Origin of the sequence: Caulobacter mirabilis, from assembly GCF_002749615.1 — a bacterium.
GTDB classification, from domain to species: Bacteria; Pseudomonadota; Alphaproteobacteria; order Caulobacterales; family Caulobacteraceae; genus Caulobacter; species Caulobacter mirabilis.
Genome location: NZ_CP024201.1, coordinates 47409 through 74380 on the forward strand (window position 1 = coordinate 47409; position 26972 = coordinate 74380).

29 protein-coding genes are annotated in these 26972 nt (G+C 68.7%); 17 read left to right on the plus strand and 12 right to left on the minus strand.

All coding sequences use genetic code 11. The features are described 5' to 3' along the window. Window positions 1-119 precede the first annotated feature (119 nt). Window positions 120-998 (plus strand): ABC transporter ATP-binding protein, encoded by an 879-nt coding sequence (locus CSW64_RS00255; RefSeq protein WP_099620205.1) that lies wholly within the window; start codon window positions 120-122, stop codon window positions 996-998. A 14-nt stretch (window positions 999-1012) separates the two neighbouring features. Then, complete coding sequence (locus CSW64_RS00260) at window positions 1013-4600, plus strand: ABC transporter permease/M1 family aminopeptidase (protein WP_099620206.1); 3588 nt, start codon at window positions 1013-1015, stop codon at window positions 4598-4600. 22 nt (window positions 4601-4622) lie between these two features. Here the strand turns inward: CSW64_RS00260 and CSW64_RS00265 are convergent, their stop codons facing one another. Next, a complete protein-coding gene (locus CSW64_RS00265; protein WP_099620207.1) occupies window positions 4623-6542 on the minus strand; it encodes an HWE histidine kinase domain-containing protein in 1920 nt (639 codons plus the stop codon). A gap of 170 nt (window positions 6543-6712) precedes the next feature. Here CSW64_RS00265 and CSW64_RS00270 point away from each other — a divergent pair, with 170 nt between their 5' ends. From CSW64_RS00270 to CSW64_RS00285, 4 genes are all read left to right on the plus strand, one after another. After that, entirely contained in the window at window positions 6713-7057 is a 345-nt protein-coding gene (locus tag CSW64_RS00270) for a hypothetical protein (RefSeq protein WP_245863788.1), read from the plus strand. Next, a complete protein-coding gene (locus CSW64_RS00275) occupies window positions 7057-7461 on the plus strand; it encodes a hypothetical protein (protein ID WP_245863789.1) in 405 nt (134 codons plus the stop codon). The genes CSW64_RS00270 and CSW64_RS00275 overlap by 1 nt, the downstream gene beginning before the upstream one ends. A gap of 42 nt (window positions 7462-7503) precedes the next feature. Further along, entirely contained in the window at window positions 7504-8139 is a 636-nt protein-coding gene (locus tag CSW64_RS00280; protein WP_099620209.1) for a superoxide dismutase, read from the plus strand. A 68-nt stretch (window positions 8140-8207) separates the two neighbouring features. After that, a complete protein-coding gene (locus CSW64_RS00285) occupies window positions 8208-8378 on the plus strand; it encodes a DUF1328 domain-containing protein (RefSeq protein ID WP_099620210.1) in 171 nt (56 codons plus the stop codon). A gap of 63 nt (window positions 8379-8441) precedes the next feature. Here CSW64_RS00285 and CSW64_RS00290 read toward each other — a convergent pair whose 3' ends face one another. Further along, window positions 8442-9233 (minus strand): metallophosphoesterase family protein, encoded by a 792-nt coding sequence (locus tag CSW64_RS00290; RefSeq protein WP_342745836.1) that lies wholly within the window; start codon window positions 9231-9233, stop codon window positions 8442-8444. After that, entirely contained in the window at window positions 9230-10120 is an 891-nt protein-coding gene (locus CSW64_RS00295) for a diacylglycerol/lipid kinase family protein (RefSeq protein WP_245863790.1), read from the minus strand. Before CSW64_RS00295 ends, CSW64_RS00290 begins: the two co-directional genes overlap by 4 nt. A gap of 130 nt (window positions 10121-10250) precedes the next feature. Here CSW64_RS00295 and CSW64_RS00300 point away from each other — a divergent pair, with 130 nt between their 5' ends. The 3 genes from CSW64_RS00300 (at window position 10251) to CSW64_RS00310 (ending at window position 11659) form a co-directional block, all read left to right on the plus strand. Continuing rightward, window positions 10251-10595, plus strand: coding sequence for a YMGG-like glycine zipper-containing protein (locus CSW64_RS00300; RefSeq protein WP_099620212.1), 345 nt, complete (start codon window positions 10251-10253; stop codon window positions 10593-10595). An 80-nt stretch (window positions 10596-10675) separates the two neighbouring features. Next, a complete protein-coding gene (locus CSW64_RS00305) occupies window positions 10676-11116 on the plus strand; it encodes an OmpA family protein (protein ID WP_099620213.1) in 441 nt (146 codons plus the stop codon). A 267-nt stretch (window positions 11117-11383) separates the two neighbouring features. Further along, window positions 11384-11659 (plus strand): hypothetical protein, encoded by a 276-nt coding sequence (locus tag CSW64_RS00310; protein ID WP_099620214.1) that lies wholly within the window; start codon window positions 11384-11386, stop codon window positions 11657-11659. Between the two features lie 75 nt (window positions 11660-11734). Here the strand turns inward: CSW64_RS00310 and phyR are convergent, their stop codons facing one another. Beyond that, on the minus strand, window positions 11735-12529 hold the full coding sequence (phyR, locus tag CSW64_RS00315) for an anti-anti sigma factor/receiver protein PhyR (protein ID WP_099620215.1): 795 nt from the start codon (window positions 12527-12529) through the stop codon (window positions 11735-11737). Window positions 12530-12744: 215 nt separating this feature from the next. Between phyR and nepR the strand changes: the two genes are divergently transcribed. The 4 genes from nepR to CSW64_RS00335 all read left to right on the plus strand — a co-directional run bounded on the left by nepR (window position 12745) and on the right by CSW64_RS00335 (window position 15443). Then, window positions 12745-12930, plus strand: coding sequence for an anti-sigma T factor NepR (nepR, locus tag CSW64_RS00320; RefSeq protein ID WP_099620216.1), 186 nt, complete (start codon window positions 12745-12747; stop codon window positions 12928-12930). Continuing rightward, the gene (locus CSW64_RS00325) at window positions 12930-13541 is read left to right on the plus strand and encodes a sigma-70 family RNA polymerase sigma factor (RefSeq protein WP_099620217.1); all 612 of its coding nucleotides are present in this window, start codon (window positions 12930-12932) and stop codon (window positions 13539-13541) included. The genes nepR and CSW64_RS00325 overlap by 1 nt, the downstream gene beginning before the upstream one ends. Next, window positions 13538-15244, plus strand: coding sequence for a sensor histidine kinase PhyK (gene phyK, locus CSW64_RS00330; protein ID WP_281258622.1), 1707 nt, complete (start codon window positions 13538-13540; stop codon window positions 15242-15244). The genes CSW64_RS00325 and phyK overlap by 4 nt, the downstream gene beginning before the upstream one ends. Before the next feature lie 64 nt (window positions 15245-15308). After that, window positions 15309-15443, plus strand: coding sequence for an entericidin A/B family lipoprotein (locus tag CSW64_RS00335; RefSeq protein WP_099620218.1), 135 nt, complete (start codon window positions 15309-15311; stop codon window positions 15441-15443). Window positions 15444-15501: 58 nt separating this feature from the next. On the opposite strand, the gene CSW64_RS00340 is transcribed toward CSW64_RS00335, so the two are convergent. The 4 genes from CSW64_RS00340 to chpT all read right to left on the minus strand — a co-directional run bounded on the left by CSW64_RS00340 (window position 15502) and on the right by chpT (window position 18849). Then, the gene (locus CSW64_RS00340) at window positions 15502-16785 is read right to left on the minus strand and encodes a cytochrome P450 (protein WP_099620219.1); all 1284 of its coding nucleotides are present in this window, start codon (window positions 16783-16785) and stop codon (window positions 15502-15504) included. A gap of 96 nt (window positions 16786-16881) precedes the next feature. Further along, a complete protein-coding gene (locus tag CSW64_RS00345) occupies window positions 16882-17709 on the minus strand; it encodes a CheR family methyltransferase (protein ID WP_099620220.1) in 828 nt (275 codons plus the stop codon). Further along, window positions 17706-18071: a response regulator gene (locus CSW64_RS00350; RefSeq protein ID WP_099620221.1), complete on the minus strand. Its 366-nt coding sequence runs from the start codon at window positions 18069-18071 to the stop codon at window positions 17706-17708. Before CSW64_RS00350 ends, CSW64_RS00345 begins: the two co-directional genes overlap by 4 nt. 91 nt (window positions 18072-18162) lie before the next feature. Next, window positions 18163-18849 (minus strand): histidine phosphotransferase ChpT, encoded by a 687-nt coding sequence (gene chpT, locus CSW64_RS00355; protein ID WP_099620222.1) that lies wholly within the window; start codon window positions 18847-18849, stop codon window positions 18163-18165. Between the two features lie 65 nt (window positions 18850-18914). On the opposite strand from chpT, the gene CSW64_RS00360 reads away from it, so the two are divergent. Further along, on the plus strand, window positions 18915-19103 hold the full coding sequence (locus CSW64_RS00360; RefSeq protein ID WP_099620223.1) for a DUF3553 domain-containing protein: 189 nt from the start codon (window positions 18915-18917) through the stop codon (window positions 19101-19103). Then, window positions 19100-19876, plus strand: coding sequence for a 3'(2'),5'-bisphosphate nucleotidase CysQ (gene cysQ / locus CSW64_RS00365; RefSeq protein ID WP_099620224.1), 777 nt, complete (start codon window positions 19100-19102; stop codon window positions 19874-19876). The genes CSW64_RS00360 and cysQ overlap by 4 nt, the downstream gene beginning before the upstream one ends. 567 nt (window positions 19877-20443) lie before the next feature. Here the strand turns inward: cysQ and CSW64_RS00370 are convergent. After that, window positions 20444-20788: a DUF6881 domain-containing protein gene (locus tag CSW64_RS00370; RefSeq protein ID WP_342745837.1), complete on the minus strand. Its 345-nt coding sequence runs from the start codon at window positions 20786-20788 to the stop codon at window positions 20444-20446. Next, on the minus strand, window positions 20785-21573 hold the full coding sequence (dapB, locus tag CSW64_RS00375; protein WP_099620226.1) for a 4-hydroxy-tetrahydrodipicolinate reductase: 789 nt from the start codon (window positions 21571-21573) through the stop codon (window positions 20785-20787). The genes CSW64_RS00370 and dapB overlap by 4 nt, the downstream gene beginning before the upstream one ends. Before the next feature lie 208 nt (window positions 21574-21781). Here dapB and CSW64_RS00380 point away from each other — a divergent pair, with 208 nt between their 5' ends. Together CSW64_RS00380 and CSW64_RS00385 are read left to right on the plus strand one after the other, a co-directional pair. Continuing rightward, on the plus strand, window positions 21782-24076 hold the full coding sequence (locus CSW64_RS00380; protein WP_099620227.1) for an NADP-dependent malic enzyme: 2295 nt from the start codon (window positions 21782-21784) through the stop codon (window positions 24074-24076). Window positions 24077-24297: 221 nt separating this feature from the next. Then, complete coding sequence (locus CSW64_RS00385) at window positions 24298-25611, plus strand: Hsp70 family protein (protein ID WP_099620228.1); 1314 nt, start codon at window positions 24298-24300, stop codon at window positions 25609-25611. Window positions 25612-25626: 15 nt separating this feature from the next. Here the strand turns inward: CSW64_RS00385 and CSW64_RS00390 are convergent, their stop codons facing one another. Continuing rightward, entirely contained in the window at window positions 25627-26094 is a 468-nt protein-coding gene (locus tag CSW64_RS00390; protein WP_099620229.1) for an anthrone oxygenase family protein, read from the minus strand. Next, window positions 26087-26923, minus strand: coding sequence for an NAD(P)H-binding protein (locus CSW64_RS00395; protein WP_099620230.1), 837 nt, complete (start codon window positions 26921-26923; stop codon window positions 26087-26089). The genes CSW64_RS00390 and CSW64_RS00395 overlap by 8 nt, the downstream gene beginning before the upstream one ends. Window positions 26924-26972: the final 49 nt, after the last annotated feature.

The window sequence follows — 26972 nt, forward strand, 5'->3', positions numbered from 1 at the left end:
CGAGACGTGACGCGACGTCGGCTTAACGTTCTTTCACTTGCCCCTGTGGATGGGTCGCTCCATGACTGAGGGGGGGAGTGCTGGCGTACCAAGTTCAACACTGGGGGCGGGATCCAGTTATGCTGATTATCGAGAACCTGACGCACGTGTACCCGAACGGGACGCGGGCCCTGGACGAGGTGAACCTGACCGTGCCCAAGGGCATGTTCGGGCTGCTCGGGCCCAACGGCGCCGGCAAGTCGACGCTGATGCGCACGGTCGCGACGCTGCAGGCCCCGACCTCGGGCCACGTCCGGTTCGACGACATCGACGTGCTGAAGGATCCCGAGACCCTGCGCCGCACGCTGGGCTACCTGCCGCAGGACTTCGGCGTCTATCCGCGGGTCAGCGCCTACGACATGCTCGATCACATGGCGGTGCTGAAGGGCGTCTCGAACGCCAAGGATCGGAAGGAAACCGTCGAGCACCTGCTCAACCAGACCAATCTCTGGAACGTCCGCAAGAAGGCCATCGCCGGCTTCTCCGGCGGCATGCGCCAGCGCTTCGGCATCGCCCAGGCGCTGATCGGCGACCCGTCGCTGATCATCGTCGACGAGCCCACCGCGGGCCTCGATCCGGAGGAGCGCAACCGCTTCCTGAACCTGCTGGCCGAGATCGGCGAGAACGTGGTGGTCATCCTCTCGACCCATATCGTCGAGGACGTGTCCGACCTCTGCCCGGCCATGGCCATCATCTGTGACGGCCGGATCGTCGGCCAGGGCGCGCCCGCCGCGCTGGTCGCCGGCCTGAAGGGCCGCATCTGGACCAAGACCATCGACAAGCCCGAGCTCGACGCCTACCGGGCCCGCCACCAGGTCATCTCCACCCGCCTGTTCGCGGGCCGCACCGTGATCCACGTGGTCGCCGACAGCGACCCGGGCGACGGCTTCAAGGCGGTGCAGGGAGATCTGGAGGACGTCTACTTCTCCACCCTCTCGACGCATCGCAAGGCCGCCTGAGCGGAGGCCCGGAGATGTTCGGCAAAATCGCGGCGTTCGAGTTCCGCTACCAGCTCCGCCAACCGGTGTTCTGGGTCGGCGTCATTCTCTTCGGCCTCTTCGCCTTCGGCGTCACCACGGTGTCGCAGATCTCGATCGGGCTCGGTCCGAACGACGACCGCAACAGCCCCTTCGCCCTGGCTCTGGCGCACCTCACCTTCGGGCTGTTCTACTTCTTCATCCTGACCGCCTTCGTGGCCAATGTGGTCGTGCGCGACGATGAGACCGGCTTCGGCCCGATCCTGCGCAGCACCCGGATCAACCGGTTCGACTATCTTCTGGGCCGGTTCAGCGGCGCCTTCGCGGCGGCGGCCCTGTCCTTCCTGATCGTGCCGCTGGGCGTGCTCATCGGCTCGTTCGCGCCCTGGGTGGATTCCGAGCTGCTCGGCCCCAACCAGCTCAACGGCTATCTGTTCGCCTATTTCGTGCTGGCGCTGCCCACGCTGTTCATGGCCGCGGCTCTGTTCTTCGGTCTCGCCACGGTCACCCGGTCGATGATGTGGACCTACGTCGGGACCATCGTCTTCCTGGTCATCTACCTGACCGCCAGCATCGCGCTCGACAAGCCCGGCCTGGAAAAGTCCGTCGCCCTGTTCGATCCCATCGGCATGTCGGCCTACGGCCTGGTCACCAAGTACTGGACCAACGCCGAACGCAACACCCTGATCCCCTCGGTCGAGGGCGTCCTGCTATGGAACCGCCTGTTCGTCATCGGGCTGGGCGTCGTGTTCCTGGCCGGCGCCTGCGTGCTGTTCCGGTTCCAGTCCGGCGCCCAGTCCGGCCGCAAGGCCAAGCGCGACCGCCTGGCCGCCGCCGCCGCGCCCGACGCGCCGCCGCCGCCCCTCGCCGCCCGGCCCAAGCCGGTGTTCAACCGCGCGACCGCCTGGCGGCAGCTGCTCGCCCGCACCCGTCTCGACATGGTTCAGGTGTTCGGCAGCCCCGCCTATGCCGTGCTGCTGGCCGTCGGTCTCGCCAACGCCATGGGCGGTCTGTGGTTCGCCACCCAGGACACCGGCTACGGCGGCGTGATCTTCCCGGTCACGCGGGTGCTGATTCCGACTCTTGTCGGTTCGTTCGGCCTGATCCCGTTCATCATCGCCGTCTACTACGCCGGCGAGCTGGTCTGGCGCGAACGCGAGAAGAAGACCCACGAGATCGTCGACTCCACGCCGGTGCCGGACTGGGCCTACGTGCTGCCCAAGGTCACGGCCATCTCGCTGGTTCTGATCTCGACGCTGGTCGTCAGCGCCCTGGGCGCGATCGGCCTGCAGCTCGGCAAGGGCTTCACCGACGTTCAGCTCGGCCACTATCTGGTCTGGTATCTGCTGCCGCAGGCCGTCGACTTCATCCTGCTGGCCGTCCTGGCGGTGTTCCTGCAGGTCCTGTCGCCGCACAAGTTCGTCGGCTGGGGGCTGATGGTGATCTACATGATCACCACCATCACCTTCAACAACCTGGGCTTCGAGCACAATCTGTACAACTACGCCGGCTCCCCTGGCGTGCCCCTGTCCGACATGAACGGCATGGGCAAGTTCTGGATCGGCGCCTGGTGGTTCCGCCTGTACTGGGCGGCGTTCGCGGTGGTGCTGGTCGTCCTCAGCTACGCGCTGTGGCGCCGCGGAACCGAGACGCGCTTGCGTCCGCGCCTGCGCCGCCTGCCCCGTCGCCTGACGGGGAAGGCGGGACTGGTGATGGCCGCCGCGGCGCTGCTGTTCGTCGGCGCCGGCGGCTTCATCTACTACAACACCGACGTCCTGAACGAGTACCGGACCGGGCCCGACAACGACAAATGGCAGGCCGACTACGAGAAGGCCCTGCTGCGCTATGAGCACACGCCGCGGCCCAAGATCGTGTCGATGAAGCTCGACGTCGATCTCTATCCGCACGAACCCCGCGCCACCGTCCTCGGCTCGTATGTCGTCGAGAACCGCACCAACGAACGGCTGAAGGAAATTCACGTCGCCTTCGACCGGGATCTGAAGGTCAAGGCGTTGTCGATCCAGGGCGGCCGGCCCAAGCGCACCTACGAACGCTTCAACTATCGGATCTTCCAGCTCGACACCCCGATGCTGCCAGGCGAGCGGCGTGAGATCACCTTCACGACCGAGCGATCGCAGCGCGGTTTCCGCAACAGCGGCAATGAGACCCGCGTCGTCGACAACGGGACCTTCCTGAACAACGCCGAGTTCGCGCCCAGCCTGGGCATCGATCGCGGCGGCATGCTCCAGGACCGGGTCAAGCGCCGCAAGTACGGCCTTCCGTCGGAACTGCGTCCTCCGAAGCTGGGCGACGTTCCATCCCGCCAGTTCCACTACCTGCGTCATGACGCCGACTTCGTCAGCGCCGACATCACCGTCTCGACCGTCGCCGACCAGATCCCGGTGGCGCCCGGCAAGGTCGTCTCGGACATCACCCAGAACGGTCGCCGCAAGGTCCGCTTCGTGACCGAGGCGCCGGTGATGCCCTTCTTCTCGGTGCAGTCGGCGCGCTACGCCATCGCCCACGAGCGGTACAAGGGCGTCGAGATCGCGGTCTACTACGACCCGCAGCACCCCTGGAACGTCGAGCGCATGAAGCGCGCGGCCAAGGCCTCGCTGGACTACTACCAGGCCAACTTCAGCCCGTATCAGTTCAGCCAGCTGCGGTTCCTGGAGTTCCCGGCCTACGCCGACTTCGCCCAGGCCTTCGCCGGCACCATGCCCTGGTCGGAGAATCTGTTCTTCATCGCCGACTACAGCGACCCGTCGAAGATCGACATGGTCACCTATGTCGGGGCGCACGAGATCGGCCACCAATGGTGGGCGCACCAGGTCATCGGCGCTGACCAGCAGGGCATGACCGTGCTGTCGGAGACCCTGGCCCAGTACTCCGCGCTGATGGTCATGAAACACATGTACGGCGAGGACCAGATCCGGAAGTTCCTGAAGTTCGAGCTGGACCGCTACCTCCGCGCCCGCGGCGGCGAAGCCATCGAGGAACTGCCGCTCGCGCGGGTCGAGAACCAGGGCTACATCCACTACCGCAAGGGCTCGGTCGTCATGTACCGACTGCAGCGCGAGATCGGCGAGGAGGCCGTGAACCGCGCCCTGCGGCGGATCTTGGCCGACCATGCCTTCAAGGGCGCGCCCTACCCGATCTCCACCGACCTCATCGCCGCCTTCCGCGCCGAAGCGCCCGCCGACAAGCAGGCGCTGATCACCGACCTGTTCGAGAAGATCACCCTCTACGACATCAAGACCGAGAAGGTGGCGGTGCGGAAGCGCAAGGACGGCCGGTTCGACGTCGCCCTGACCGTCAAGGCGCGCAAACTCTACGCCGACGGCAAGGGCAAGGAGACCGAGGCGCCGCTGGCGGAGACGCTGGACGTGGGCCTGTTCACCGCGATGCCCGGCGAGAAGGGCTTCGACTCCAGCAAGGTCGTCCTGCTCGACAAGCGGCCGATCCGCTCGGGAACCCAGACGCTGACCTTCGTCACCGCCAAGGCGCCGACCTACGCCGGGGTCGACCCCTACAACTACCTCATCGACCGCGACGCCGACGACAACGTCGCCAAGGCGGACTGATCCCGGAGCGGGCGCGCGGGTCCTAGCGACCCGTCGCCCTGGCCAGGGCCTGGACGATCTGGCGGACGTTGTAGGGCTTGCGCACCACGGGGGCGTCGAAACCTTCCGGCGCTCCCCGCTCGCCGTAGCCGGTCGCGAACACGAACGGCGTCCCCCGATCCCGAAGGATCTCCGCCAGCGGCCGCACCGACTCGCCGTTGAGATTGGCGTCCAGGACGGCGGCGTCGATCGGGCGATCCAGAAGCTGCAGGGCCTCCTCCAACTCCGACGCCATGGCGACCACCTCGGCGCCCGCCTCCTGAAGGCCGGCTTCCAGCTCAAGCGCGAGCAGGACGGCGTCCTCGACAATCAGCACCTTCAGGCCGCCGATTTCTCCATCGTCGACGGGCGGCGGGCCCCGGGAAGCGCCTTCGTCGGGCGTCGCCGCTTCGCCGGTCTCGGGCCCGTCCCGCGGCGGCGCCGCGGTGATGGTCCGGAAATCCGCCTGCAGCCAAGCGTGCACGCCGTCGGGCGGATACTCGACCCGGCACTCCCCGCCCAGTTCCCGGCTGGTCACCCGTTCCAGCAACGTCGAGCCGAAGCCGCGTCGCTCGGGCGTCTTCACCGCGGGACCTCCGCGCTCGGTCCAGTCAAGGCGGAACCCGCCGTCGGGAGTTCGACCCCAGGCCACCTCCACACGGCCGCTCTCCGACGACAGCGCGCCGTACTTCACAGCGTTGGTGGCCAGTTCATGGAGGGCCAGCGACACCGCGTTCGCCGCCCGCGGCGTCAGAATCAGCTCTGGGCCCGACCAGCGGGCCTGTCCGGGCGCGAGACCGCCCAGTTCGGCGGTCGCGATGTGCGTCAGCCCCGCGCCCCGCCAGCGGGTGGCGGTCAGCAGTTCGTGCGCCGAGGCCATGGCCTTCAGTCGCCCGGAGAAGGCGGATAGGAAACCGTCCGTCGACCGGGTCCGACGAGCGGACTGGGTGGCCAGCGCCTGGACCGCGGCCAGGACGTTCTTCACCCGGTGGTCCAACTCGGCCAGCAGCACCTCGCGGTGCTCGGCCTCGGCCCGCGCCTCGGTGACGTCGCGGACGATCCCGACCACACGCTGCGGCGCGCCCGCGCGATCGTGGATCATGACCCCCGCGCCCTCCATCCACCGAAGGCGCCCGTCGTCCGGGCGGATCAGGCGGTACTGGACGTGGTAGCGCCCCTCCTTCAGGCCCGCCTCCAGCCGCTCGCGCAGTTGGGGCACGTCGTCAGGGTGGACATGGCTGTAGACGACCTCGCCACGCTTGGCCGGCGCGGTCGACTGGTCGATGCCCATCAGGCTCATCATGCGGTCGCTGACAAAGACCTGGTCCTCGACGAGATCCCACTCGAACTCGCCCAGGCCGGCCGCCTCCAGCGCCAGCTCGACCCGCTGATGGTCCAGTCGGGCGCGTCGTTCGGCCTCGATGGTCTCGGCGTCGTGGACCAGGGTCTCCACCGCCAGCGAGGCGAGATCCTCCAGCGCCAATCGCTCGGCGTCTGTGTGCGCCTCGTGCGGTTCCGGATCGGCCGCGACCAGCAGCCCGATAGCCTCGCCGCTCGGCGCGATCAGCGGCGCGCAGGCGAAAAACCGCGGCTCCAGATCGGCCGGCGGCTTGAGCTTGGCGAACCGCGGATCCTTCAGTCGATCCGGCAGGATCAGCGTCTCCGGCGCGCGGATGATGCGGTCGGACAACGAGCCTTCCCGCGGGTACTGGCCCTTCGGGATGCCGATCCGGGCCTTGAACCAGATACGATCGCGGTCAACGAGGACCAGGGCGGCCTTCGGCGCGCGGAAGAGGAGCGCCGCGGTGCGGACGATACGGTCGAACCGGCGGTCCGAACCACTATCCAAAGCATGCAGGGACCTCAGCGCCCGCAGGCGCTCGGCTTCGACGATCTCTGGCGCCCGGGACGCGGCATCATCCATGGCCGGACCATAGCCATTCCCGCACTTTCGCGCGAGGCGTGAGAATCCCTAGTCCGTAGATCGACGTTCGGATAGGGTGGAACCCGACCGTGAGAGCTCGCGTTGACCGGCGGACCCCTTACTTATGAAAGGCCCGCCGGTATCGGCGCGCCCACGCACTGGAGGTATGGATGCCGACCAACGCCAAGACGCCGCTGCCCGACACCGAAGCGGTCAAGACCGACCTGAAGAACGCGGCCAAGACCGCCGAGCGCAGCTTTGTCGAAGCCGCCGACGCCGCCCGTGAACGCCTGACCGAGGCGGCGCATCGCACCGAGGCCGCCGTGCGCGAAGGCCTCGAAACCCTGCGCGCCCAGAGCCGCGCCTATGCGGACACTGCCGGCGAACAGTTCGACCAGGCCCAACGCTACGTCGTCGAGCGGGTCAAGGAACGCCCGGTGACCGCGACCCTCGCGGGCGTCGGCGTCGGCCTGCTGATCGGCTTGCTGCTGGCCAGCCGGAGCGATCGCCGCTGATGATGGAACGGACGCTGATGGCCCTGGCGGCCGCCGCTGCAATCGCCGCCGCCGCCGCTGTCGGCGTCTTCTCCGCTTTCTTCGCCCTGTATGCCCTGGTCGAGCCGCACCTCGGCTCGGCCTGGGCGGCCGCGATCGTCTCGGTCACGGCGGCGGCGGTGGTCGGCCTGGCCGGCCTGCTCGCCGCCCGCAAGGTCGAGGGCGACCGCCGGGCGCATGCAGCCGCCGCGGCGACGCCCGATCAGGGTCTGGTGGACGCCGTTCTGAAAATTGTTCGGGACCGACCCATCCTTTCCGCGGGCGCCGCGGTCGCGGCGGGCATATATGCCCTGCGCAACCCCACGCTCGTCGCGGCGGTTGTTCGAGCCTTCGTGGACAAACCGTCCACGCCCCCCAGGAACTAGGCCCGCCCGGCGCTTCTCCGGGCGGCGTCCGGAGAGTAGCCAATGTTCATCCTCCCCGATCTGCCCTATGCCGCCGATGCGCTTGAGCCGGTGGTGTCCGCGCGCACCTTCAGCTTCCATCACGGCAAGCACCACAAGGCCTACGTCGACACCCTCAACAAGCTGCTCGAAGACGCGGGCGAGACGCCCGCCGACCTTGAATCGGTGGTCAAGGCCTCGGCCGGGGACGCCACGAAGAAGAAGGTGTTCAACAACGCCGCCCAGGCCTGGAACCACGGCTTCTTCTGGGATTCGATGTCGCCGACCAAACAGACGCCGTCGGGCGACCTGGCCGCCGCGATCGAGGCCGACTTCGAGAATATCGCCAAGCTCAAGGACGCCTTCGTCGCCGAAGGGATCGGCCACTTCGGTTCGGGCTGGGTCTGGCTGGTGCACGAGGGCGGCAAGCTGAAGGTGATCTCGACGCACGACGCCGACGACACCCTGCCCAAGGCCGGCGTGACGCCGCTGCTGGTCTGCGACCTGTGGGAGCACGCCTACTACCTGGACCACCAGAACAACCGGAAAGGCTTCCTGGAGACCTGGTTCGACACCGTCGCCAACTGGTCGCTGGCCGCGTCGCAGCTGGAAGCCGCCAAGACCGGCGGCGAAGGCTGGAAGTATCCGGCCCCGACCTAGAAAAAGAGGAACAAGTAGCCCGATAAGCCGTTCCTCTTCCATCGGTTTAGTCGATTGGGAGAGAACAGATGCTTAGATGGGCTCTCATTTTTCTAGTTGTTGCGCTGATCGCCGCTTTCCTTGGATTTGGCGGTCTGGCCGGCACGGCAGTCGAGATCGCGAAGATATTGTTCTTCGTCTTCTTGGTTCTGTTCGTCGTTTCCGGCGTGATGCACCTGGTCAGGGGCCGCTCGCCCTGATCCGGACCACCAGAGCGAACATCGACGGCGGCGGGATCTCCCGCCGCCGTCTTCGTATGGGCGTCAGCCGACGCGTCGATCCAGCCGCCAGGTCCGCCAGGGTTCGAACCGGGAGCCGGTCCAGGTCAGGGCGGTGCAGGTGACGCCGTCCGCCTCCGCCTCGATGCAGTTGAAACCCGCCGGAACACCACGCTCACGCACCGACAGGGTTCCCGCGCCGACCGCCCAGGTCCGGCCGTCGCCGCCTGAAAACGGCAGAACGAAAGGCGCATGGACGTGCCCCGTCAGGACCAGGTCGACGCCGCCGCGCGCGAAGACCGCCGCCGCCGCCCGGCCGCCATGCACCTTGCCGCTCATCGGAGCGCCGACCATCTCGATCAGGGGATGATGGCAGGCCGCCACCCTCAGCGCGCCCTCCGGCGCCGCCGCCAGGGCCCGCACCGCCGCCCCCGCCTGTCGGGCGCTGATGGCGCCCTTGGACCAGTTGGCCCGCAGCTGGACGCCCCGGGCCGTGTTGATCCTGGCGATCGCCAGCCCGTCCAGCTGATCGGCCTCCTCCGGAACCGGCCCGAAGTAGCGCTCATAGCGCCGCCAGGGCGCGAACAGCCGCTTCGCCAGGTCGAAGTAGGGCGTATCGTGGTTGCCGGGCACAACCAGGACCGGCGCGGACAGGCTGTCGACCCAGGCGCGGGCCGCCTGAAACTCCGCCTGCAGCCCTTCGCGGGTCAGGTCTCCGGTGATGAGGACGAGGTCCGGAGCCTGATCGGCGATCCAGTCGCGGCAGGCCGCCACCGCAGCGACGTTCTCTCCGCCGAAATGGATGTCCGAGACGTGGGCGAACCGCACGGTCGTCACGCCGCCGGCTCCTTCGGAACCAGCGCCCGGAAGGCCTTCGGAACGAACCGGAAGTCGGCGGTCGGGTTCAGCCGGGCGGGTTCTCCGTCCAGCACAGCGGGAATGTGGCTGCTCGCCCAGGCCCGGCCGACATGACAGGGACCGGCCTGGACCTTGGGGTCGGCGCGCCAGTCGCCCGTCGCGGCGTGCACGCCGAGGCGGAAGGCCTCCAAGGCATTGGCGGGGTCGAGCAGAGCCGCCTCCAGATGCCGTGCTTCCTCGTCAAGCGCGGCCGAAACCAGCGGGCACATCAGCACCAGCGCCTCGGTCTTCACTCGCGGCCGGCCATCCAGCGACACGCGCAGGCGGCCCGAAAACGCTCGCCGCAGGGCGCGGCGCGCGCGCTGAAGCGTTCGCCAGAGATCGCCCTCCCGCGCCGCCTCCCGGGCCTGGGCCCACAGGGCGGGCGCGCCGAGGATGGCCGCGACGTAGAAGGCGCGGCCTTCCACCTCGCCGCCGGAGACGATCCGCTCCTCGCCGTTGCGCAGGATGTCGGCGAGGGCCTGTTTCCAATCGCGATCGCCGTACAGCGCGCGCGGCAACATGTTCATGGTTCCGCCCGGCAGCGGCGCGACCAGGGGGCCGTCCGCCCCGGCCAGGCCGGCGGCCGCACGGGCGGTGCCGTCGCCGGCGACGACCGCCAGCAGATCCGGATTATCCTCGAGAGACGCCCGGAGACAGGCCTCTACGCCTCCCGTCTCCTCCGGCGTGCGCACCACGCCCTGGACACATTGTTCCTCCAGGATTCGCCGCGCCTCGTCGACGGCGGCCGGCCCGGCGCTGCCGGACAAGGGATTCACCACCACCGCCACCCGGCGAAGCTTCGGAGTCACAACGTCTGACGGCACGATTTTTCCCCGACACCCAACTGCAACACCTAACGGGAACAGACCATAGCCGGTTCCTAACCCCGGAACCCGCTCCCAAGGGGGGCGTTGGTTCCGCCGATGGGGGACTACCGGGATCAAGGAGAGACTGATGTACAAGACCCTGATCGCTGTCGCCGGCGCCGGCCTCCTCGCCAGCGCCTGCACCACCACCGGCAACGTCGAACGTAACGCCGCGGGCGGCGCCGCCCTCGGCGCGCTGGCCGGCGCGATCGTCGGCAACAACGTGGGCAGCGGCGACGCGGGCGCGGGCGCGGCCATCGGCGCGGTGCTCGGCGGGACCGCCGGCGCCATCCGCGGCTGCAACCAGGATGGCGGTTGCGGAGCCCAGCCCCAGACCCGTCGCCAGTACTATGACGAGCGCGCCGGCCGTTACTACTACTACGACTCCGCCGCGCGTCGTTACTACTGGGAGGACGGCAGCCCCCGGAACTGATTGCCGGATCGTCGTTCTCAAGGAATGATCAGGGCGGCCGGCGTGCAGTCGGCCGCCTTTTTCACGGTTGAGGGCGCGACATGGGCGGTTCATGGAAATTCGGGGCGGTGACGCTGATCGGCGTCGCGGGGCTGGCGCTGGCCGGCTGCACATTGACGCCCAAGACCAAGGTGGCGACGCCCAACCCTTGCGAAGACCTGAAGGTCAGCATCTATTTCGACCAGCACTCGGCCAAACTGACTGAGGACGCCAAGGGCGTTCTTCGGGAAGCCGCCCAGATTCGCCGGAGCTGCGCCGTGGGCGTGGTCGACGTCACGGGCCTGGCCAGCGCCGCCGGCTCCTCACGTGAAAATCAGCAGCTCTCCGAGAACCGCGCCAAGGCCGTGACGGCCGCGCTCGGCGGCCTGGGTTTCGGCAACGTGCGCTTCGACGCGGCGGGCGCCGCCGGCGCGGTCACGGCGACGGGCCAGCAGGAGCCCCTGCGCCGGCAGGCCGAGGTGATCTTCCGCGATAAACCCTAGGCGCGCGAAGAAGGGGCGGACCCTTGGGCCCGCCCCTTGAAGTTTGCATCATCGAGAAAAGGGTGCGGAGACGGCAGGCTGGCTCTCGCCAGCCTCAAGTCGGGGGGGGCGTCGCCGCCTCCGCAGACATACAACGTGACGTCCCGGTCCTGGTTCCGGGATCGCGAGAAAAATTTTGTCGCGGCGAATCACGCCGCCTCGGACACGGAACAGAGCCTCCCCCGGACGCGTTCGAGAGTCGAACCGCCGCGAAAGGGAGGAGCCGATATGGCCGAATTCTTCAGCCGCTTCCCACGCGCCGCGAGCGACGGCGCGCTCGACGTCACCGACGTCCGCCAGGGCCGCTGGGGTCGGCATGTGTTCTGGGTCCTGGTGGCCTCCACGACCCTGGCCTTCATCGGCCTGTTCGGGTCCTGGGCCTATCACGCGACGGGGCTGGACATCGTCGACCAGAAGAACCGGCCCACCGTCCAGGACGCCCGCGACATGCAGGGCATCGGCGGCCCGGTCAGGCAGACGCCCGACGACGGTCACCGGCGATAGGCCGCAACGAGAAACGCCCTCCCGCCGTCTGGCGGGAGGGCGTTGTTCTTCTCGACAGGCCGAGATAGGCCGAGATCAAGCCGCCTTGCGGGTGCGCCCCGGATGGAAGAACAGCGCCTGACCGATCGCCGCCTTCACCGTCTCCGGCTGGAAGGGCTTGGTGATCAGGAAGGTCGGTTCGGGCCGCTCGCCGGTCAGCAGTCGCTCGGGGAAGGCGGTGATGAAGATCACCGGCACATCGTAACGCGCCAGGATGTCCTTCACCGCGTCGATGCCCGACGACCCATCCGCCAGCTGGATGTCGGCCAGCACTAGGCCCGGCATCTTGTTGGCCACGGCCTCGACCGCCTCGGTTCGGGTGGCGGCGATGTCCACCACGCTGTGGCCGAGTTCGCGGACCAGCGCCTCGATGTCGGCGGCGATCACCGGTTCGTCCTCGATGATCAGGACGTCGGTCGCCAACTCGGCGTCAATCTCGTTCTGAGCCTCGGCGATCAGGCGTTCGACGTCGGAGAAGTCGGTGTCCAGGATCTGCGCCGCCTCGCTGGGCGTGAACCCCTCCAGCGCGGTCAGCAGAAAGGCCTGGCGCGAGCGCGGCGCGATCCGCAGCAGGCGCTGGCTGGCGTCCTGGCCCACGGCTTCGGGGCTGCGATCCTCAAGCTGAGCGCCCGACGAGCACCAGATGGCGTGGAAGACGTGGTACAGCGCCACGCGCGGCGAAAACCGGCTGTCCAGCGTGCGCTCGCCGGCGGCCAGCGCCTCAAGCGCGATCCGCACATACTGGTCGCCAGTCGACTGCGCGCCAGTCAGGGCGCGCGCGTACCGGCGCATGTAGGGCAGATGTGGCGCAAGACGAGCAACTAGACTCATGACCCCTCCCGATTCCTTAGAGACGCACGAAATCCTCCGCACGTGCGGAGTCGCTGCCCTCGGCGATCGAACGCGTGATCGACGAGCCGGTTCCCAGCGGCTTCAACCTACGGCATCATAGAGACCATGGTTATTGGAACCAGCTTAACATATGCGGCGTTCAACGCCCGAAGCCAGTTCCGATAGGGGGCAGGCGCCGGAGCCGCGCCGACAGGATGATCGAACAGAGAACCATGGAAGAGCGTCGCAAGGGGAACGCCCCGCTTGACGAAGCGCGGCTGAGGCAGCGCGCCATCGGCGTCAAGCTCCGCCAGATGTTCGACGAGGTCGTCAACGAACCCGTTCCCGACGAGTTTCTGGACATTCTTCGGCGCGCCGAAACCAAGCCCGGAGAGCGCTGATGGCGGTCCCCTCGGCAGACGACCACACGGAGCTCCAAGGCGCCGCTCGGGACGTTGTGTTCCAGAAGGAGCTGGTGACCCTGATTCCGCATCTGCGCGCCTTCGCCCGCACCCTGACCGGCGACGCCACCCAGGCCGACGACCTGGCGCAGGACGCCATGATCAAGGCCTGGGACGCACGCAACAGCTTCCAGCTGGGCACCAACATGAAGGCCTGGACCTTCATGATCCTTCGCAACCAGTTCTACTCGGACAAGCGCCGCTCCTGGCGCTCGACCCAGCTCGACCAGGAAGCCGCCGAGCGGACCCTGGTGGCGGTCGACGACCCGGAAGCGCCCGTCGCGCTGGACGAGCTGCGCCAGGCCATGGGGATGCTGCCGGATGAGCAGCGCGAAGCGCTGATCCTGGTCGGCGCCGGCGGCTTCGCCTACGAGGAGGCGGCCGACATCTGCGGCTGCGCCGTCGGCACGGTGAAGAGCCGCGTAAGCCGCGCCCGCAAGGCGCTGCAGGGCATCCTGGAAGCGGGAAACTACGAGCGCGACGGCGGCGACGCCAGTGACGCGATGCGCTCGATCCTGGCCGACGCGGAGCGGTTGAGCGCGGCGAGGTGACGCCGCTGAAGCGCTTCCGCTGGGGCCCCGCGACCACGATCCGGGTTCGACTGGGCGTCGCCCTGGCGCTGGCCCTGCTGCCCGTGCTGCTGCTCGGCGCCGGGCAATCCCTGCTCGCCTACCAGCGGGAGACCGCCGACCGCCAGGCCGTGCTGCAGTCTGCCGCTCAGCGCAGCGCCGCCACGGCGCGCGCGCGCATGGAAGCCGCCAGCGTCCTGCTGGAGACCCTGGGGCCCGGCTCCATCGGCCTCGACTGTTCGCAGCGCCTCATCGACATCCGGCGACGGCTGCCGGGGTACGCCAACCTGATCCGATTTGACCGGATCGGCCGGGTCGCCTGCGCCGCCGACAGCGTTCCCGCGGACCCGGAGCGACGCAATCGCGACTGGTTCAAGGCGCTCGAGGCCGGGAAGCCGATGGTGGTCACGCTGGACCCGGGCGCGCCCTATGCCGCCGAGCCCTCCCTGTTCGCCGCCGCCCGTACGGTCGACCCCGAGATCGGCTTCGGCGCCCTGGCGGCGGTGATACCCTTGTCCAGCCTGCGGCCGGAACTCGCCGACCGTTCGCTGCCGAACGGCGCCCAGGTGGCCATCGTCGATCGCCACGGCGCGGTCATGTCCGTAACCGACGCCAAGGCTTTCCCGAAGGACCTGGAGCCCTGGATCGAGCGGGCCTCGGCGCGCGGCTCCTTCCTGGGCTACGGCTTCGACGGCCGTTTCGTCCGCAGGGCCTATTCGGCGGCGCCGCTGGTCGGCGATGATCTGTTCGTGATCCTGTCGGCCCCGTCGCGCGGCCTGTTCTCGACCGCCTGGCTGGACCCGCTGTCCGGGATCGTCTTCCCGCTGATCGCCTTCGTCGTGGCCCTGGCCGCGGTCTGGTTCGCGGCGGAACAGGGCGTCGGCCGCTGGATCGTCTACCTGCAGCGCGTGGCGGCCATTTACGCCCGCGGCCGTTTCACCGTCCGGCCGCTGCAGGCCGACCGCGCCCCGCCCGAAATCCGCGAACTGGCCGAGACCCTCGACCACATGGCGGCCACCATCGTCGCCCGCGACGCCTCGCTGCACGAAAGCCTCGCGCAGAAGGACGCGCTGATGCGCGAGATCCATCACCGGGTGAAGAACAACCTCCAGGTCATCAGCTCCCTCCTGAGCATGCAGGAGCGGGCTCTGGCGGACCCGGCCGCCCGGATGGCGATGAACGACACCCGCCAGCGGATCACCGCCCTGGCCCTGATCTACCGCGCCCTCTACCAAGGCGCCGACATCAAGCACGTCGACCTCAAGCCCTTCCTTGAGGAGCTGACCGGCCAGCTGCTGGCCGGCGATCTGAGTTCGCACGCCAGCGTCCGGACGGAGGTGCGCGCCGACCGTCTGGTCATCGACCCCGACAAGCTGGCCCCGCTGGCCCTGTTCGCCGTCGAAGCGGTCACCAACGCCCAGAAGCACGCTCTTTCCGAGCGAGGCGGAACGCTGACCGTCGACTTCAAGGTCAACGGCCCCGAGGCCGAGCTGACCATCGCAGACGACGGCGGCGGTCGAGGCTCGCCGCCCGATCCGGCGACGATCAAGGGTGTCGGCCGCACTCTGATGACGGCCTTCGCGCGCCAGCTGCGCGGCCAGACGACGCTCGAAGCCAACGACCAGGGCGGCCTCACCGCCCGGTTGGTGTTCCCGACGCCGGAGGCCGCGCCCGGCGGAACCTGAGTTCCCCGGAGGGCGTTTTCTTCACCGTCAGTCAACCGCCCGTGATCGGGCCGAGGAGAATCCGATGCGTAAGCTCGTCATCCTGGCGCTGGCCGCCACCAGTCTTCTCGCCGCCGCCTGCAACACCATCGAGGGCGCCGGCAAGGACGTGAAGGCCGCCGGCACCGCCGTCGAAAAGACCGCCAAGGACGCCAAGTAGCGTCCTTCGCTTCCATCACGCGAACAGGGGCCTCCGCCAAGCGGGGGCCCCTTCTGCATCAGCGGAACCGGTAGCGGATCGGCAGCGATTTCGGCCCGCTGACGAAGTTGCCCTGGCTGAGCCTGGGCTCGCCCGCGAACTCCAGCGATTCCAGACGCGGCAGCAGTTCCTCGAACAGGATCCGCATCTCCATCTTGGCCAGGTGCTGACCGAGGCAGAGATGCGCCCCGTAGCCGAAGGCCAGATGCTTGTTCGGTTTGCGATCGACGCGGAAGGCGTCCGGGTCCTCGAACACCTCTTCGTCGCGATTGCCCGACGGATAGGCCAGCCACAGCCAGTCGCCTTTGGCGATCTTCCTGCCGCCCAGCTCCGTGTCGGCCGTCGCCGAGCGCATGAAATGCTTCACCGGCGTGATCCAGCGGATCGACTCGTCGATCAGACCCGGGATCAGAGACGGGTCGGCCTTCACCTTGGCGAACTCGCCGGGGTTGGCGCACAGGCCCCAGACCGCGCCCGCAGTCGAAGATGACGTCGTGTCGTGGCCGGCGGTGGCGACGATGACGTAGTAGCTCATCGCCTCGAAGTCGTTGATCGGCTGTCCGTCCAGCTTGGCGTTGGCGATCACGCTCGCCACGTCCTCGCGCGGGCTGGCCTTGCGATCGTCGGTGATCGCCTTGAAGTACATGAAGAAGTCCGCGATCACCGCCTGGATCTGGGCGAAGGCGTCGGCGTTGTTCATCGCCTCTTGCCGCTGGCGGTTCAGCTCCGGATCCTGGGCCCCGAACAGCTCCTGCGTCAGCTTCAGCATGCGCGGCTCGTCCTGTGGCGGCACGCCGAGGATCTCCATGATCACATGCAGCGGATAGTGCAGGGCGACCTGGTTGACGAAATCGCACTCGCCGCCCAGCGCCGCCATCCGGTCGACGTGTTCGCGGGCGATCTGGCGGATGCGGTCCTCCAGCTTGCGGATGTTCTGCGGCAGGAACCACGACTGGGTCATGATCCTGTACTTGGGATGATCCGGGGCATCCATCTGCACCAGCGTCCGCACCAGGTGCGGGCTGCCGCCGGTCATGTTGCGCACCATCTGGTCGCCCTCGACCGTGGTGAAGGTCGTGGGCATGTCGCCGGAGTGGAACAGGTCATTCTGGCGACTGACCTCCAGGATGTCGGCGTGCTTGGTGACCAGCCAGAACGGATAGACGCCCTCCAGCTCGGCCCGGCCCAGCGGCTGGTTGGCCCGCAGCCAGCGGAAGGCCTCATGGACGCTGTCGTCGCCGTAGTTCTTGGGATCGATCGCCTTCATGGCGATCTCGTCGGGAATGCGATCTGCGCCGCTCATGTCCGTCTCCTCCTGCCCTCGGCGCGAAGAGTGCAGGCGTGACGCGAGGGAAGCAAAGGGGAAGCGAACGGCGTTCGCCCGGTCAGAGACGCCGGATCAGGCGGCGACCCGGAACGAGGGGTCGCGCGTGAACAGGCCGGGCCGGCCGGCGACCGGCCGCAGGGCGTTGGTCGCGCCGGCGATGCTCTCGTCCTCGCCCAGGATCAGGACCCCGTCGGCCGGCAGCGCAGCGGCCAGCCCTTCCAGCACGCGCTGGCGGAAGCCCTCGTCGAGCGCCCCCAGCACATAGCGGCACAGGATCAGGTCGAACCGGCCCACCGCCGACAGGTCGGCCGCCAGGTTCAGCCGCCGCCAACGGACCCGCTGACGGATGCGCGGCGACAGGCGCCAGTTCTCCTCGATCTTCTCGAAGTGCTGGATCAGCAGCCGGATCGGCAGGCCGCGCTGGACCTCGAACTGGGTGTAGACCCCGGACTGCGCCTTCTCGAGGCAGCGCTCCGACAAGTCCGAGCCGTAGATCTCGATCCGGCAGCCAGGCTCCAGACCCCGCCCCTCTTCGGCGATCATGGCCAGGGAATAGGCCTCCTGGCCCGTGGCGCAGCCGGCGCTCCAGATGCGGATCGGATTGGGGCCCCGCAGCCGCGACAGGGTCGGCAGGACATCGTCCCGGATCTGTTCGAAGGCCGGCTTGTCGCGGAAGAAGGCCGTCTCGTTCAGGGTCATGGCCTCGACCACGGCCCAGATCAGCGCCTCCTCGCGGCGCGCCTTCAGCCCGGCGATCAGCTCCTCGATCGAACCGTAGCCTTCGCGCCGGGCCAGCGGCGCCAGGCGGCTTTCCATCAGATAGGTCTTGGCCGGGTCGACCTTCATCCCCGCCCGCGCCTTGCACAGGGCCGCGACCAGCTGGATATCCTCGGGCGTCATGCCAGGCCCGCCTCGGCGAACTTGGCCGCGATGATGTCGCCGTCGAAGGGCTTCATGATGTACTCGGCCGCGCCGGCGTCCAGCGCCTCGCGGATTCGCTGCGGATCGGTCTCGACCGTGCAGAACACGACCCGGGGCGCGTCGCCGCCGGGCTCGGCCCGCAGGGTGCGCAGAAACTCCAGCCCGTTCATCACCGGCATGTTCCAGTCGAGCAGGATGGCGTCGGGCATGGCCGCGCGGCACCAGGCGAGCGCCTCCAGCCCGTCGGACGCCTCGGCGATCTCGAAGCCGAGGTCCTCCAGGATGCGGCGGGCCACCTTGCGGATCACCCGGCTGTCATCGACCAGCAGGCAGGTTTTCAAGACGGTGCGCGCTCCTTCCCTGCCGACCGTTGTGCCCTGCGTCGGTTAACGGCTTGTGAGGGACGGCGGGACAACCCGGCCGCTAGACCCCCTAGAGCGGCGCGAAGGCCGCCAGGGAGACCCGATCCTCGCCGGTCTCGGCGGCCACGCGGCCTCCGGCCTGGCGCGCGATCAGGTGCAGATAGTAGGCCTGGACCCAAGCCCCGCCGACCGCTTCGCCGCGATCCTGGCCCTGCAGGCCGCGCAGGACCTCCGGCTTCAGGCGGGCGCGGGGACCGGTCGCCTCGACGCTGATGGCCAGCCGGTCGCCGGCCTCGACCGCGCGGATCGTCGCCTTGCCGCCCATGGGCAGCGCTCCGGCGGCGATCTGAGCCAGGTTCATCAGAATGCGGGCGGCGGGCTTGTTGACCCCGGCCGGCTCGACCTTCCACTCCAGGTCCGGGCGGACATGGGCGTAGACGCCCTGGGCCAGCTTCTCCAGTTCGCGGGCGTCGAAGACCTCGGCGCTGTTCGAGGCGCCGAAGGCCACGCGGCTGAACTGCAGCAGGTCGGCCAGCTTCCGGGCGCTCTGGGCGATCAGGTTCATGGCGTCCTCGCGCATGTCCTGGGCCGAGGGGTCCTCCAGCAGGTCCAGGCCAGAGACCACCGCGCTCGCCGGACTGATGAAGTCGTGGCACAGGCGCGCGGCGATCTGGGCGGCCAGTTCCGCGGCGTCGGGAAGGGCTTCCGCGGGTTCGGAAACCTCGGCAGGCGTGGCGGCGGCGGTCTGGTCGGTCATGGCCCCGGAAATTGCCCTGATTTGAGACGTTGGCAAACGGTGAGCAGCCCCCTAGGACACCCGTCATGGACCCGTTCATCGAACCCGGCGCCCTGGTGCGCCATCCGGATCGCGCGGACTGGGGCCTGGGCCAGGTGCAGTCGGTGGTCGGACGTCGCGTGACGGTCGACTTCGAGGAGGCCGGCAAGCAGACCATCGATGCGTCGGTCGTGCGTCTGATTTTCGTGGCCGACGACCCGAGGGACGCCCGATGAGCACCGCCCATGACGCCGATATCGGCCGCATCCTGGCCGACATCGTCGAGGAGGCCGGCCGGCTGGTCCTGCCCTACTGGCGCTCGGAGCTCGAGGTCATCCAGAAGGCCGACTCCAGCCCGGTGACCGAAGCCGACCGCGCCGGCGAACGGCTGATCCTGCAACGGCTGGAAGAGGCCTTCCCCGGCGCCTGCGTCGTCTCGGAGGAACACGCCAGCGAGTACGGCACGCCCGAGGCGGTGGGACCGCGCTTCTTCCTGGCCGACCCGGTCGACGGCACCAAGGCCTTCGTGCGCGGCGATCCCAACTTCACGGTCAACATCGGCCTGGTGGTCGACCGCAAGCCGGTCGCCGGCGCCGTCTGCGCCCCGGCCAGCGGCGAGACCTGGTTCACGACCGCCGGCGGCGCCCGCAAGCGCGGCATGGGCGAGACGGTGGACATCCCGGTGAACGTTCGCGCCTGGCCCAAGGGCGCGGCGATCGCCCTGGTCAGCCACACCATGAAGGAAGAGACCGCCGTCAAGCTGGCCAACGAGTACGGCTTCGACCTGCGCGAGCCGATGGACAGCTCGATCAAGTTCTGCCGCATCGCCGAGGGAGCAGCCGACATCTACCCGCGGCACGGACCGACCAGCGAGTGGGACATCTGCGCGGCCCAGGCGGTGCTGGAAGCGGCCGGCGGCAAGGTCACGGCCTACGGCGGCGGCGACTTCCTGTACGGCAAGGCCGACGAGCGGTTCCTGAACGGCTGGTTCGTGGCGCGCGGCGGCTAGGGTCTTCGGTGTCTCGCCTGCGAGGGTCGGCGGGGTTCTGGGGACTTGGATGCGGGGATAGGTCGGGGGCGAGGGCCTACCGGCTATCGGGCCGTCCTGTCCGCAGGCCATGAGGCGCGCATCGGGGATCCCTTGCGACGGAAGGGTTTTCGCCGTTTCCGAGTTTCCGACGATCGCGCTCATGGACGGAGTCTAGCGCCGTGACGGGCCACGGGGATTGAACCGCCGCCGCGAAGGGGCCGGTTGTCGCCGAATGTCCCGCCATGTCCCCGGACTATAGGTCCCGGGAGTCCTCCCCCGATCCTCTCCCATCGGGAGAGGGGGACCACCCGAAGGGTGGTGGAGAGGGTCCTCGGCATTTGGCCCCCTCCACCATGCTTTGCATGGTCCCCCTCCCCCAGGGGGAGGACCCACCTTTCATCTCATGGATGTCAGCGTGCCGGCCGAGCCGGGTCAGTCTAGGACGGGCCTCGGGCCCGCCGCTCCGCGGCCGCGCGCACGCGCGGTCCTTGAGTGACCCGGATCGACCGGCGATCGTCTCGCCATGAGGTGAAGGGGTTGGCAGGGCTACCGCTTGCGGTGTCGCAGCCAAACTTCCTCGAACATCTCGGCGTCTGTTTGAACGAGCGTTATCCGCTCGCCGCAGTCCTCGATTCCGCCAGGACTCATGACTGCCCGCATTTCCCTGGTCGCTTCGAGGAAACTGCCTTCGACGAGGCTATCGACCCCGGGGAGGTCATTCTCTCGTCCAATATAGTCTCCGACACATTGAGCCATCCCGGAGCCATCTCGGAAAACGTCGACAATGCGCGGTACATCACCAGCGCCGTCCACTTCGTAGAACATGACGACAGGGTCTCCGACGTGAGTATGCGTCCAGTCGCAGCGCCAATAGCTGTGCGCCGCAGTCACCCCCGCATCCCCAGCACATCCTGCATGTCATAGGCCCCGGCGCCCTTGCCGGCCGCCCATTTTGCCGCGACCACGGCGCCCCGGGCGAACAACGACCGGTCCCGCGCCGAGTGGCTCAGGGTCAGGATTTCCTCATCGCCGGCGAACACCACGCTGTGCTCGCCGATGATGTCGCCGCCGCGGACAACCGAGAAGCCGATCTCGCCCTCCGTACGAGGCCCGGTCAGGCCGTGACGGGCCGGAACCTGGACGTCGGCGAGGTTCACGCAGCGCCCTTCGGCCGCCGCCTCGCCCAGCATCAGGGCCGTGCCCGAGGGGGCGTCGACCTTGCGGCGGTGGTGGGCCTCGAACACCTCGATATCGAAGTCGCGCGGGTCCAGCGCCGCGGCCGCCTGGCGGGTCAGGCCGATCAGCAGATTGACCCCCAGCGAGAAGTTGCCGGCCCGGACCACGGCGATCCGCTCGCCGGCCTGGTCGATCCGGCGGGCCTGGTCCGGCGACAGGCCGGTCGAGCCGATCACCAGGGCGACGCCGCCGCGGCCGGCGGCCTTCTCGGCCAGGGCGACCGAGGCCTCGGGCGTGGTGAAGTCGATGACCACGTCCGCCAAGGCCAGCGCCTCGTCGATCGAGACCAGCCCCTCCCCGTCCACGCCGGGCCGCTCGTAGCGGGCGACGACCACGACGTCGTCGCGGCCCTCGCACAGTTTCGCCACCGCCTGGCCCATGCGGCCGAGGGCGCCGGCGACGGCGATCTTCACGGGGGCGGAGGCGGCGGTCTGGGTCATGGCCGCAAGCTCTACAGGCCCGGCCGCCGGTTGTCAGCGCCCGGCCCATGCCCTGGGCTCATGACCCCCTGAACGAAACTTCCCGGACGTCCCTGTTGTCCCCGCTTTACGCGGCCGTTAGGTTGCGCGTCCTTCTCCAGACCAATGGGGCGTACGGCGCAGGCCGGCAAAGCGTCCCGCTATGCGTTGAGGACGCCTCCAAAGCCTTATGAGCGACGCCGAGAAAAAGACCTTCACCGACGAGGAGGCGCTGGCCTTCCACCAGTTCCCGACCCCGGGCAAGATCGGGGTGGCCGCGACCAAGCCGATGGCCACGCAGCGGGACCTGAGCCTGGCCTACTCGCCGGGCGTCGCCGTGCCGGTGTTGGCGATCGCCGACGATCCCGACCTGGCCTACGACTACACCTCGAAGGGCAACCTGGTCGGCGTGATCTCCAACGGCACCGCCATCCTGGGCCTGGGCGACCTGGGCGCGCTGGCCTCCAAGCCGGTGATGGAAGGCAAGGCCGTCCTGTTCAAGCGCTTCGCCGACGTCGACGGCATCGACATCGAGCTGACCTCGAAGGATCCCGACGAGATCATCACCGTCGTGAAGAACATCGGCGTGACCTTCGGGGGCATCAACCTCGAGGACATCAAGAGCCCCGACTGCTTCCGCATCGAGACCGAGCTGCAGGACCTGCTCGACATCCCGGTGTTCCACGACGACCAGCACGGCACCGCCATCATCTCGGCCGCCGGCCTGATCAATGCCTGCGAGATCACGGGCCGCAGGGTCGAGGACGTCAAGGTGGTCCTGAACGGCCCGGGCGCGGCGGGCATCGCCACGCTGGAGCTGATCAAGGCCATGGGCGTGAAGCACGAGAACGTCCTGGCGGTCGACCGCAAGGGCGTCCTCTACCGCGGCCGCACCGAGGACATGAACCAGTGGAAGTCGGCCCACGCGGTCGACACCGACAAGCGCACCCTGGCCGAAGCCATGGTCGGCGCCGACGTGTTCATCGGCCTGTCGGCCAAGGGCGCCCTGACCAAGGAGATGGTCGCCACCATGGCGGCCAACCCGATCATCTTCGCCATGGCCAACCCCGATCCGGAGATCGCGCCGGAAGAGGTGGCCGAGGTCCGCGGCGACGCCATCGTCGCCACCGGCCGCTCGGACTATCCGAACCAGGTCAACAACGTGCTGGGCTTCCCCTACATCTTCCGCGGCGCGCTGGACGTGCGCGCCCGGCGGGTGAACATGGAGATGAAGATCGCCTGCGCGAACGCGCTGGCCCAGCTGGCCCGCGAGGACGTGCCGGACGAGGTGGCCGCCGCCTACCACGGCCGCCAGCTGCGCTTCGGCCCGGACTACATCATCCCGACGCCGTTCGATCCGCGCCTGATCAGCTACATCCCGCCGTTCGTCGCCCAGGCGGCGATGGACACAGGCGTGGCCCGCAAGCCGATCGAGGACATGGACGCCTACCGCGCCAGCCTGGCGCAGCGCCTCGACCCGACCGCGGCCTTCCTGCAGAAGATCAGCGGCTCGGTGATGAGCAGCTCGCCGAAGAAGCGCGTCGTCTTCGCCGAAGGCGAGGAGCCGAGCGTGATCCGCGCCGCCTACGCCTTCCAGGCCCAGGGCCTGGGCGAGGCGATCCTCTGCGGCCGCGAGGAGCTGGTCCACGAGAACATGAAGCTGGCGGGCCTCGATCCGGCCGACGTCCAGCTGCAGATCGTCAACGCCCGCCTGTCCGACAAGAACCCGGCCTACGTCGAGCGGCTGTACGAGCGGCTGCAGCGCGAAGGCTACCTGAAGCGCGACGTGCAGCGCCTGATCAACCAGGACCGCAACAGCTTCGCCGCCTCGATGGTCGCCGCCGGCGACGCCGACGCCATGGTCACCGGCGTGACTCGCTCCTACGACCAGGCGCTGGAGGAGGTCCTGCGCGTGATCGACCCGGCGCCGGGCGGCCGCGTGATGGGCATGTCCATCGTGCTGGCCAAGGGCCACACCCTGTTCATCGCCGACACCAACGTCACCGAGATGCCGGAGGCCGAGGAGCTGGTCGAGATCGCCTGCGAAGCCGCCCGGGCCGTGAAGGCGCTGGGCTTCAAGCCGCGCGTGGCCTTCATGAGCTACTCCACCTTCGGCAATCCCATGGGACTGCGGTCGGAGAAGGTGCGCGAGGCCGTCGCCATCCTCGACGAGCTGGACGGCGTCGACTTCGAATACGAGGGCGAGATGCCGCCGGAGCTGGCCCTCGAGCCGGAACGCCGCGCCAACTATCCCTTCATGCGCCTGACCGGTCCGGCCAACGTGCTGATCATGCCGGCGATCCACTCCGCCTCGATCTCGACCAAGCTGGTCCAGGCCCTGGGCGGGGCGACGGTGCTGGGCCCGATCCTGCTGGGCCTGGAGAAGTCGGTCCAGATCGCGCCGCTGTCGGCTTCGGTGTCCAAGATCCTCAACATGGCTCTGATGGCGGCCTACGACCAGCCGCTCGAGCCCATCGCGGAGTAGGGCCATGACCGCATGAGGATCAGCCAAGTGACCGCCTACCCGCTTTGACGCCCTCGATGAATGGGCCGGAGCGGTTCATTCATCGGGATGCTCCCCTCTGGGGGAGCTGGCGGCCCGGAGGGCCGACTGAGGGGGTGTTTCGCCATTGAACCCCCTCCGTCTCGCCTTCGGCGAGCCACCTCCCCCACAGGGGAGGATCCGTCATCTCAGGGATCACCCTCATGTCGCGCGTTTCCGACGCCGCCATCGGCGTCGACTTCGGCACCACCAACACCGTCCTGGCCCTCGAGCGAGAGGGCGAGGCCGCCCTCGTGACCTACGAGCACGAGGGGGCGCCGTTCGCCGCCTTCCGCTCGGCGCTCAGCTTCTACGCCCCCGAGCATGACCCCAAGGCGCGGGTGGTCGAGGCGGGGCCCTGGGCGATCGACGCCTATGTCGAGGAGCCGCTGGAGACGCGGTTCATCCAGTCGTTCAAGAGCTACGCCGCCAGCGCGCTGTTCACCGACACCGAGATCCTGCGCCGGCGGTTCACCTTCGAAGACCTGCTCAGCGCCTTTCTGCTCAAGGTGAAGGAGCACGGCGGCGAGGCGATGGACGCCCTGCCCCGCCGCGCCATCGTCGGACGGCCGGTGACCTTCGTCGGCAACCGGCCCGACACGGCCTTGGCCCTGCGCCGGTACGAGACCGCCTTCCGGCGACTGGGCTTCGAGGACGTCCGCTACGTGCCGGAGCCCGTCGCCGCCGCCTTTTTCTTCGCCAAGCGGCTGGAAGGCGACGCCACGGTGCTGGTCGCCGATTTCGGCGGCGGCACCAGCGACTTCTCGCTGGTCCGGTTCACGCGCGAGGACGGCCACATCCGCTCGCGGGCGCTGGCCAACGCGGGCGTGGGCCTGGCCGGCGACGCCTTCGACTACCGGATCATCGACCACCTGGTCTCGCCGAAGCTCGGCAAGGGCAGCAGCTATCGCGCCTTCGACAACATCCTGCCGGTGCCCAATCGCTACTACGCCGCCTTCGCCCGCTGGGAGCAGCTGGCCCTGCTGCGCGCCTCCAAGGACATGCGGGACATCCGCAAGCTGGTCCGCGACGCGGTCGAGCCGGAAAAGATCGCGCGCCTGGTCGAGCTGCTCGACGACAACCACGGCTATCGCCTCTACCAGTCGGTCTCGCGATTGAAGGAGGCCCTCTCCGGCGCCGAGGAGGCTGTGTTCAGCTTCAAGGGCGGCTCGGTGGAGATCGAGGGACCGGTCAAGCGGACCAGCTTCGAGCGCTGGATCCAGCCGGAGCTGGCCGCCATCGAGGGCGCGGTGGACGAGGCGCTGAAGCGCGCCAACCTGGCCGAGGCCGGCGTCGACCGGGTGTTCCTGACCGGCGGCAGTTCGTTCGTCCCGGCCGTGCGGGGGATCTTCGAGCGTCGCTTCGGAACCGCCAAGCTGGAGTCGGGCGCCGAGCTGGTCTCCATCGCCGCGGGCCTGGCTTTGATGGGGGCCGAGCCGAACCTGGAGGACTGGAGCGAGCGGGCGCCCTCGGCCTGAAGACGCCCGGCGCGGCTACTTCGCCATCAGGGCCGTGATGAACAGGATCAGCGACAGGATGGGCGCGACGGTTCGGACGTGGTTCCACATCGTCCAGGCCTGCTGGTAGCGGGCCCAGGCCGCCGTCCCCGTCGCGGCCAGTTCGTTGTTCAGGGGGACATTGAACGCCATCGTCACCCCGAAACAGCCGACCAGGTAGAGCAGGCTCGCGGCCAGGACCAGCTTGGCGGCCGGCTCCGCCCACCAGAACGCTGACCCGATCGCCAGGATCAGGCAGAGCAGCGCCGTGCCCATGAAGGCGGCCATGAACAGCGGGTTGATGACGGTGACGTTGATGTGGTTCATCGCCGCCGCCCCCTGCTCCGCGGGCAGTCGGCCGAGACCCGCCATCACGAAGGTCGAGAAGGCGTAGAAGATGCCCCCGACCACGCCGCTGCCCACGGCGGCGGCGATCAGCGAGACCAACAGGGCGCGATCAAGCATCGGAAGCTCCCCAGACGCCCGTGGCGGCCGTGCGTCGCACATAGTCGGAGAAGTCGCCCGCCGGACGCCCCAACGCCTGCTGAACGCCGTCGGCGGTGGAAGTGTTGCGGCCGTCCAGGATCGTGGTCAGCAGATAGAGCACCAGATCGACGACTTCGGGCGGCTGCTCCAGCTCCACCAGGGCCGCGCGATAGACCTCCGCGGGAACCGAGACGAAACGGATGTCGCGTCCGGTCGCGGCGGCGATCTCGCGCGTTGCGTCTTCGAAGGTCAGGGCCCGCGGGCCGGTCAGGACGTACAGGCGGCCGGAATGCCCGGGCTCGGTCAGCGCCGCGAAGGCGACGTCGGCGATGTCCTCGACATCGATGAAAGGCTCGGGAATCGGACCGACCGGCAGAGCGACCTCGCCCGACAGGACTGCGTCGAGGAAGTCCGCTTCGCTGAAGTTCTGGCTGAACCAGCTGGCCCGCAGGATCGTCCAGTCGGCGCCAGAGGCCTTCAGGGCTTCCTCCGCCTGCTCAGCCTCGACCTCGCCACGGCCCGACAGCAGGACAAGGCGGCGGACTCCGCTGTCGACCGCCTGGGCGAAGAAGGCGGTCACGGTCTCCAGCGCTCCGGGGGCGGCGAGGTCAGGCTGGAAAGCGACATAGGCGGCGGAAACGCCATCCAACGCTTCGGCCCAAGTCGACCGGTCCTCCCAATCGAAGGCCGGCGACGCCCTGCGCGATCCGATCCGAACAGGTCTGCCGGCCGCCCGCAGCCGCGCGACGATGCGGACGCCGGTCTTGCCGGTGGCGCCGGTGACGAGAATGGGCTTGGAGGTGGTCATGGAGGCTTCCTCTGAAATGTGAGCCAATCTCACTTTCTGAAGGTGAAGC

Coding starts and splice junctions, on each gene's coding strand:
- CSW64_RS00285 (WP_099620210.1), top strand. CDS start 8,208: ATGCTTAGATGGGCTCTCATTTTTCTAGTTGTTGCGCTGATCGCCGCT.
- dapB (WP_099620226.1), bottom strand. CDS start 21,573: ATGACCCAGACCGCCGCCTCCGCCCCCGTGAAGATCGCCGTCGCCGGC.
- CSW64_RS00385 (WP_099620228.1), top strand. CDS start 24,298: ATGTCGCGCGTTTCCGACGCCGCCATCGGCGTCGACTTCGGCACCACC.
- CSW64_RS00345 (WP_099620220.1), bottom strand. CDS start 17,709: ATGACGCCCGAGGATATCCAGCTGGTCGCGGCCCTGTGCAAGGCGCGG.
- cysQ (WP_099620224.1), top strand. CDS start 19,100: ATGAGCACCGCCCATGACGCCGATATCGGCCGCATCCTGGCCGACATC.
- CSW64_RS00395 (WP_099620230.1), bottom strand. CDS start 26,923: ATGACCACCTCCAAGCCCATTCTCGTCACCGGCGCCACCGGCAAGACC.
- nepR (WP_099620216.1), top strand. CDS start 12,745: ATGATCGAACAGAGAACCATGGAAGAGCGTCGCAAGGGGAACGCCCCG.
- CSW64_RS00300 (WP_099620212.1), top strand. CDS start 10,251: ATGTACAAGACCCTGATCGCTGTCGCCGGCGCCGGCCTCCTCGCCAGC.
- CSW64_RS00255 (WP_099620205.1), top strand. CDS start 120: ATGCTGATTATCGAGAACCTGACGCACGTGTACCCGAACGGGACGCGG.
- CSW64_RS00275 (WP_245863789.1), top strand. CDS start 7,057: ATGATGGAACGGACGCTGATGGCCCTGGCGGCCGCCGCTGCAATCGCC.
- chpT (WP_099620222.1), bottom strand. CDS start 18,849: ATGACCGACCAGACCGCCGCCGCCACGCCTGCCGAGGTTTCCGAACCC.
- CSW64_RS00270 (WP_245863788.1), top strand. CDS start 6,713: ATGCCGACCAACGCCAAGACGCCGCTGCCCGACACCGAAGCGGTCAAG.
- CSW64_RS00305 (WP_099620213.1), top strand. CDS start 10,676: ATGGGCGGTTCATGGAAATTCGGGGCGGTGACGCTGATCGGCGTCGCG.
- CSW64_RS00310 (WP_099620214.1), top strand. CDS start 11,384: ATGGCCGAATTCTTCAGCCGCTTCCCACGCGCCGCGAGCGACGGCGCG.
- CSW64_RS00265 (WP_099620207.1), bottom strand. CDS start 6,542: ATGGATGATGCCGCGTCCCGGGCGCCAGAGATCGTCGAAGCCGAGCGC.
- phyR (WP_099620215.1), bottom strand. CDS start 12,529: ATGAGTCTAGTTGCTCGTCTTGCGCCACATCTGCCCTACATGCGCCGG.
- CSW64_RS00260 (WP_099620206.1), top strand. CDS start 1,013: ATGTTCGGCAAAATCGCGGCGTTCGAGTTCCGCTACCAGCTCCGCCAA.
- CSW64_RS00360 (WP_099620223.1), top strand. CDS start 18,915: ATGGACCCGTTCATCGAACCCGGCGCCCTGGTGCGCCATCCGGATCGC.
- CSW64_RS00280 (WP_099620209.1), top strand. CDS start 7,504: ATGTTCATCCTCCCCGATCTGCCCTATGCCGCCGATGCGCTTGAGCCG.
- CSW64_RS00335 (WP_099620218.1), top strand. CDS start 15,309: ATGCGTAAGCTCGTCATCCTGGCGCTGGCCGCCACCAGTCTTCTCGCC.
- CSW64_RS00390 (WP_099620229.1), bottom strand. CDS start 26,094: ATGCTTGATCGCGCCCTGTTGGTCTCGCTGATCGCCGCCGCCGTGGGC.
- CSW64_RS00325 (WP_099620217.1), top strand. CDS start 12,930: ATGGCGGTCCCCTCGGCAGACGACCACACGGAGCTCCAAGGCGCCGCT.
- CSW64_RS00340 (WP_099620219.1), bottom strand. CDS start 16,785: ATGAGCGGCGCAGATCGCATTCCCGACGAGATCGCCATGAAGGCGATC.
- CSW64_RS00380 (WP_099620227.1), top strand. CDS start 21,782: ATGAGCGACGCCGAGAAAAAGACCTTCACCGACGAGGAGGCGCTGGCC.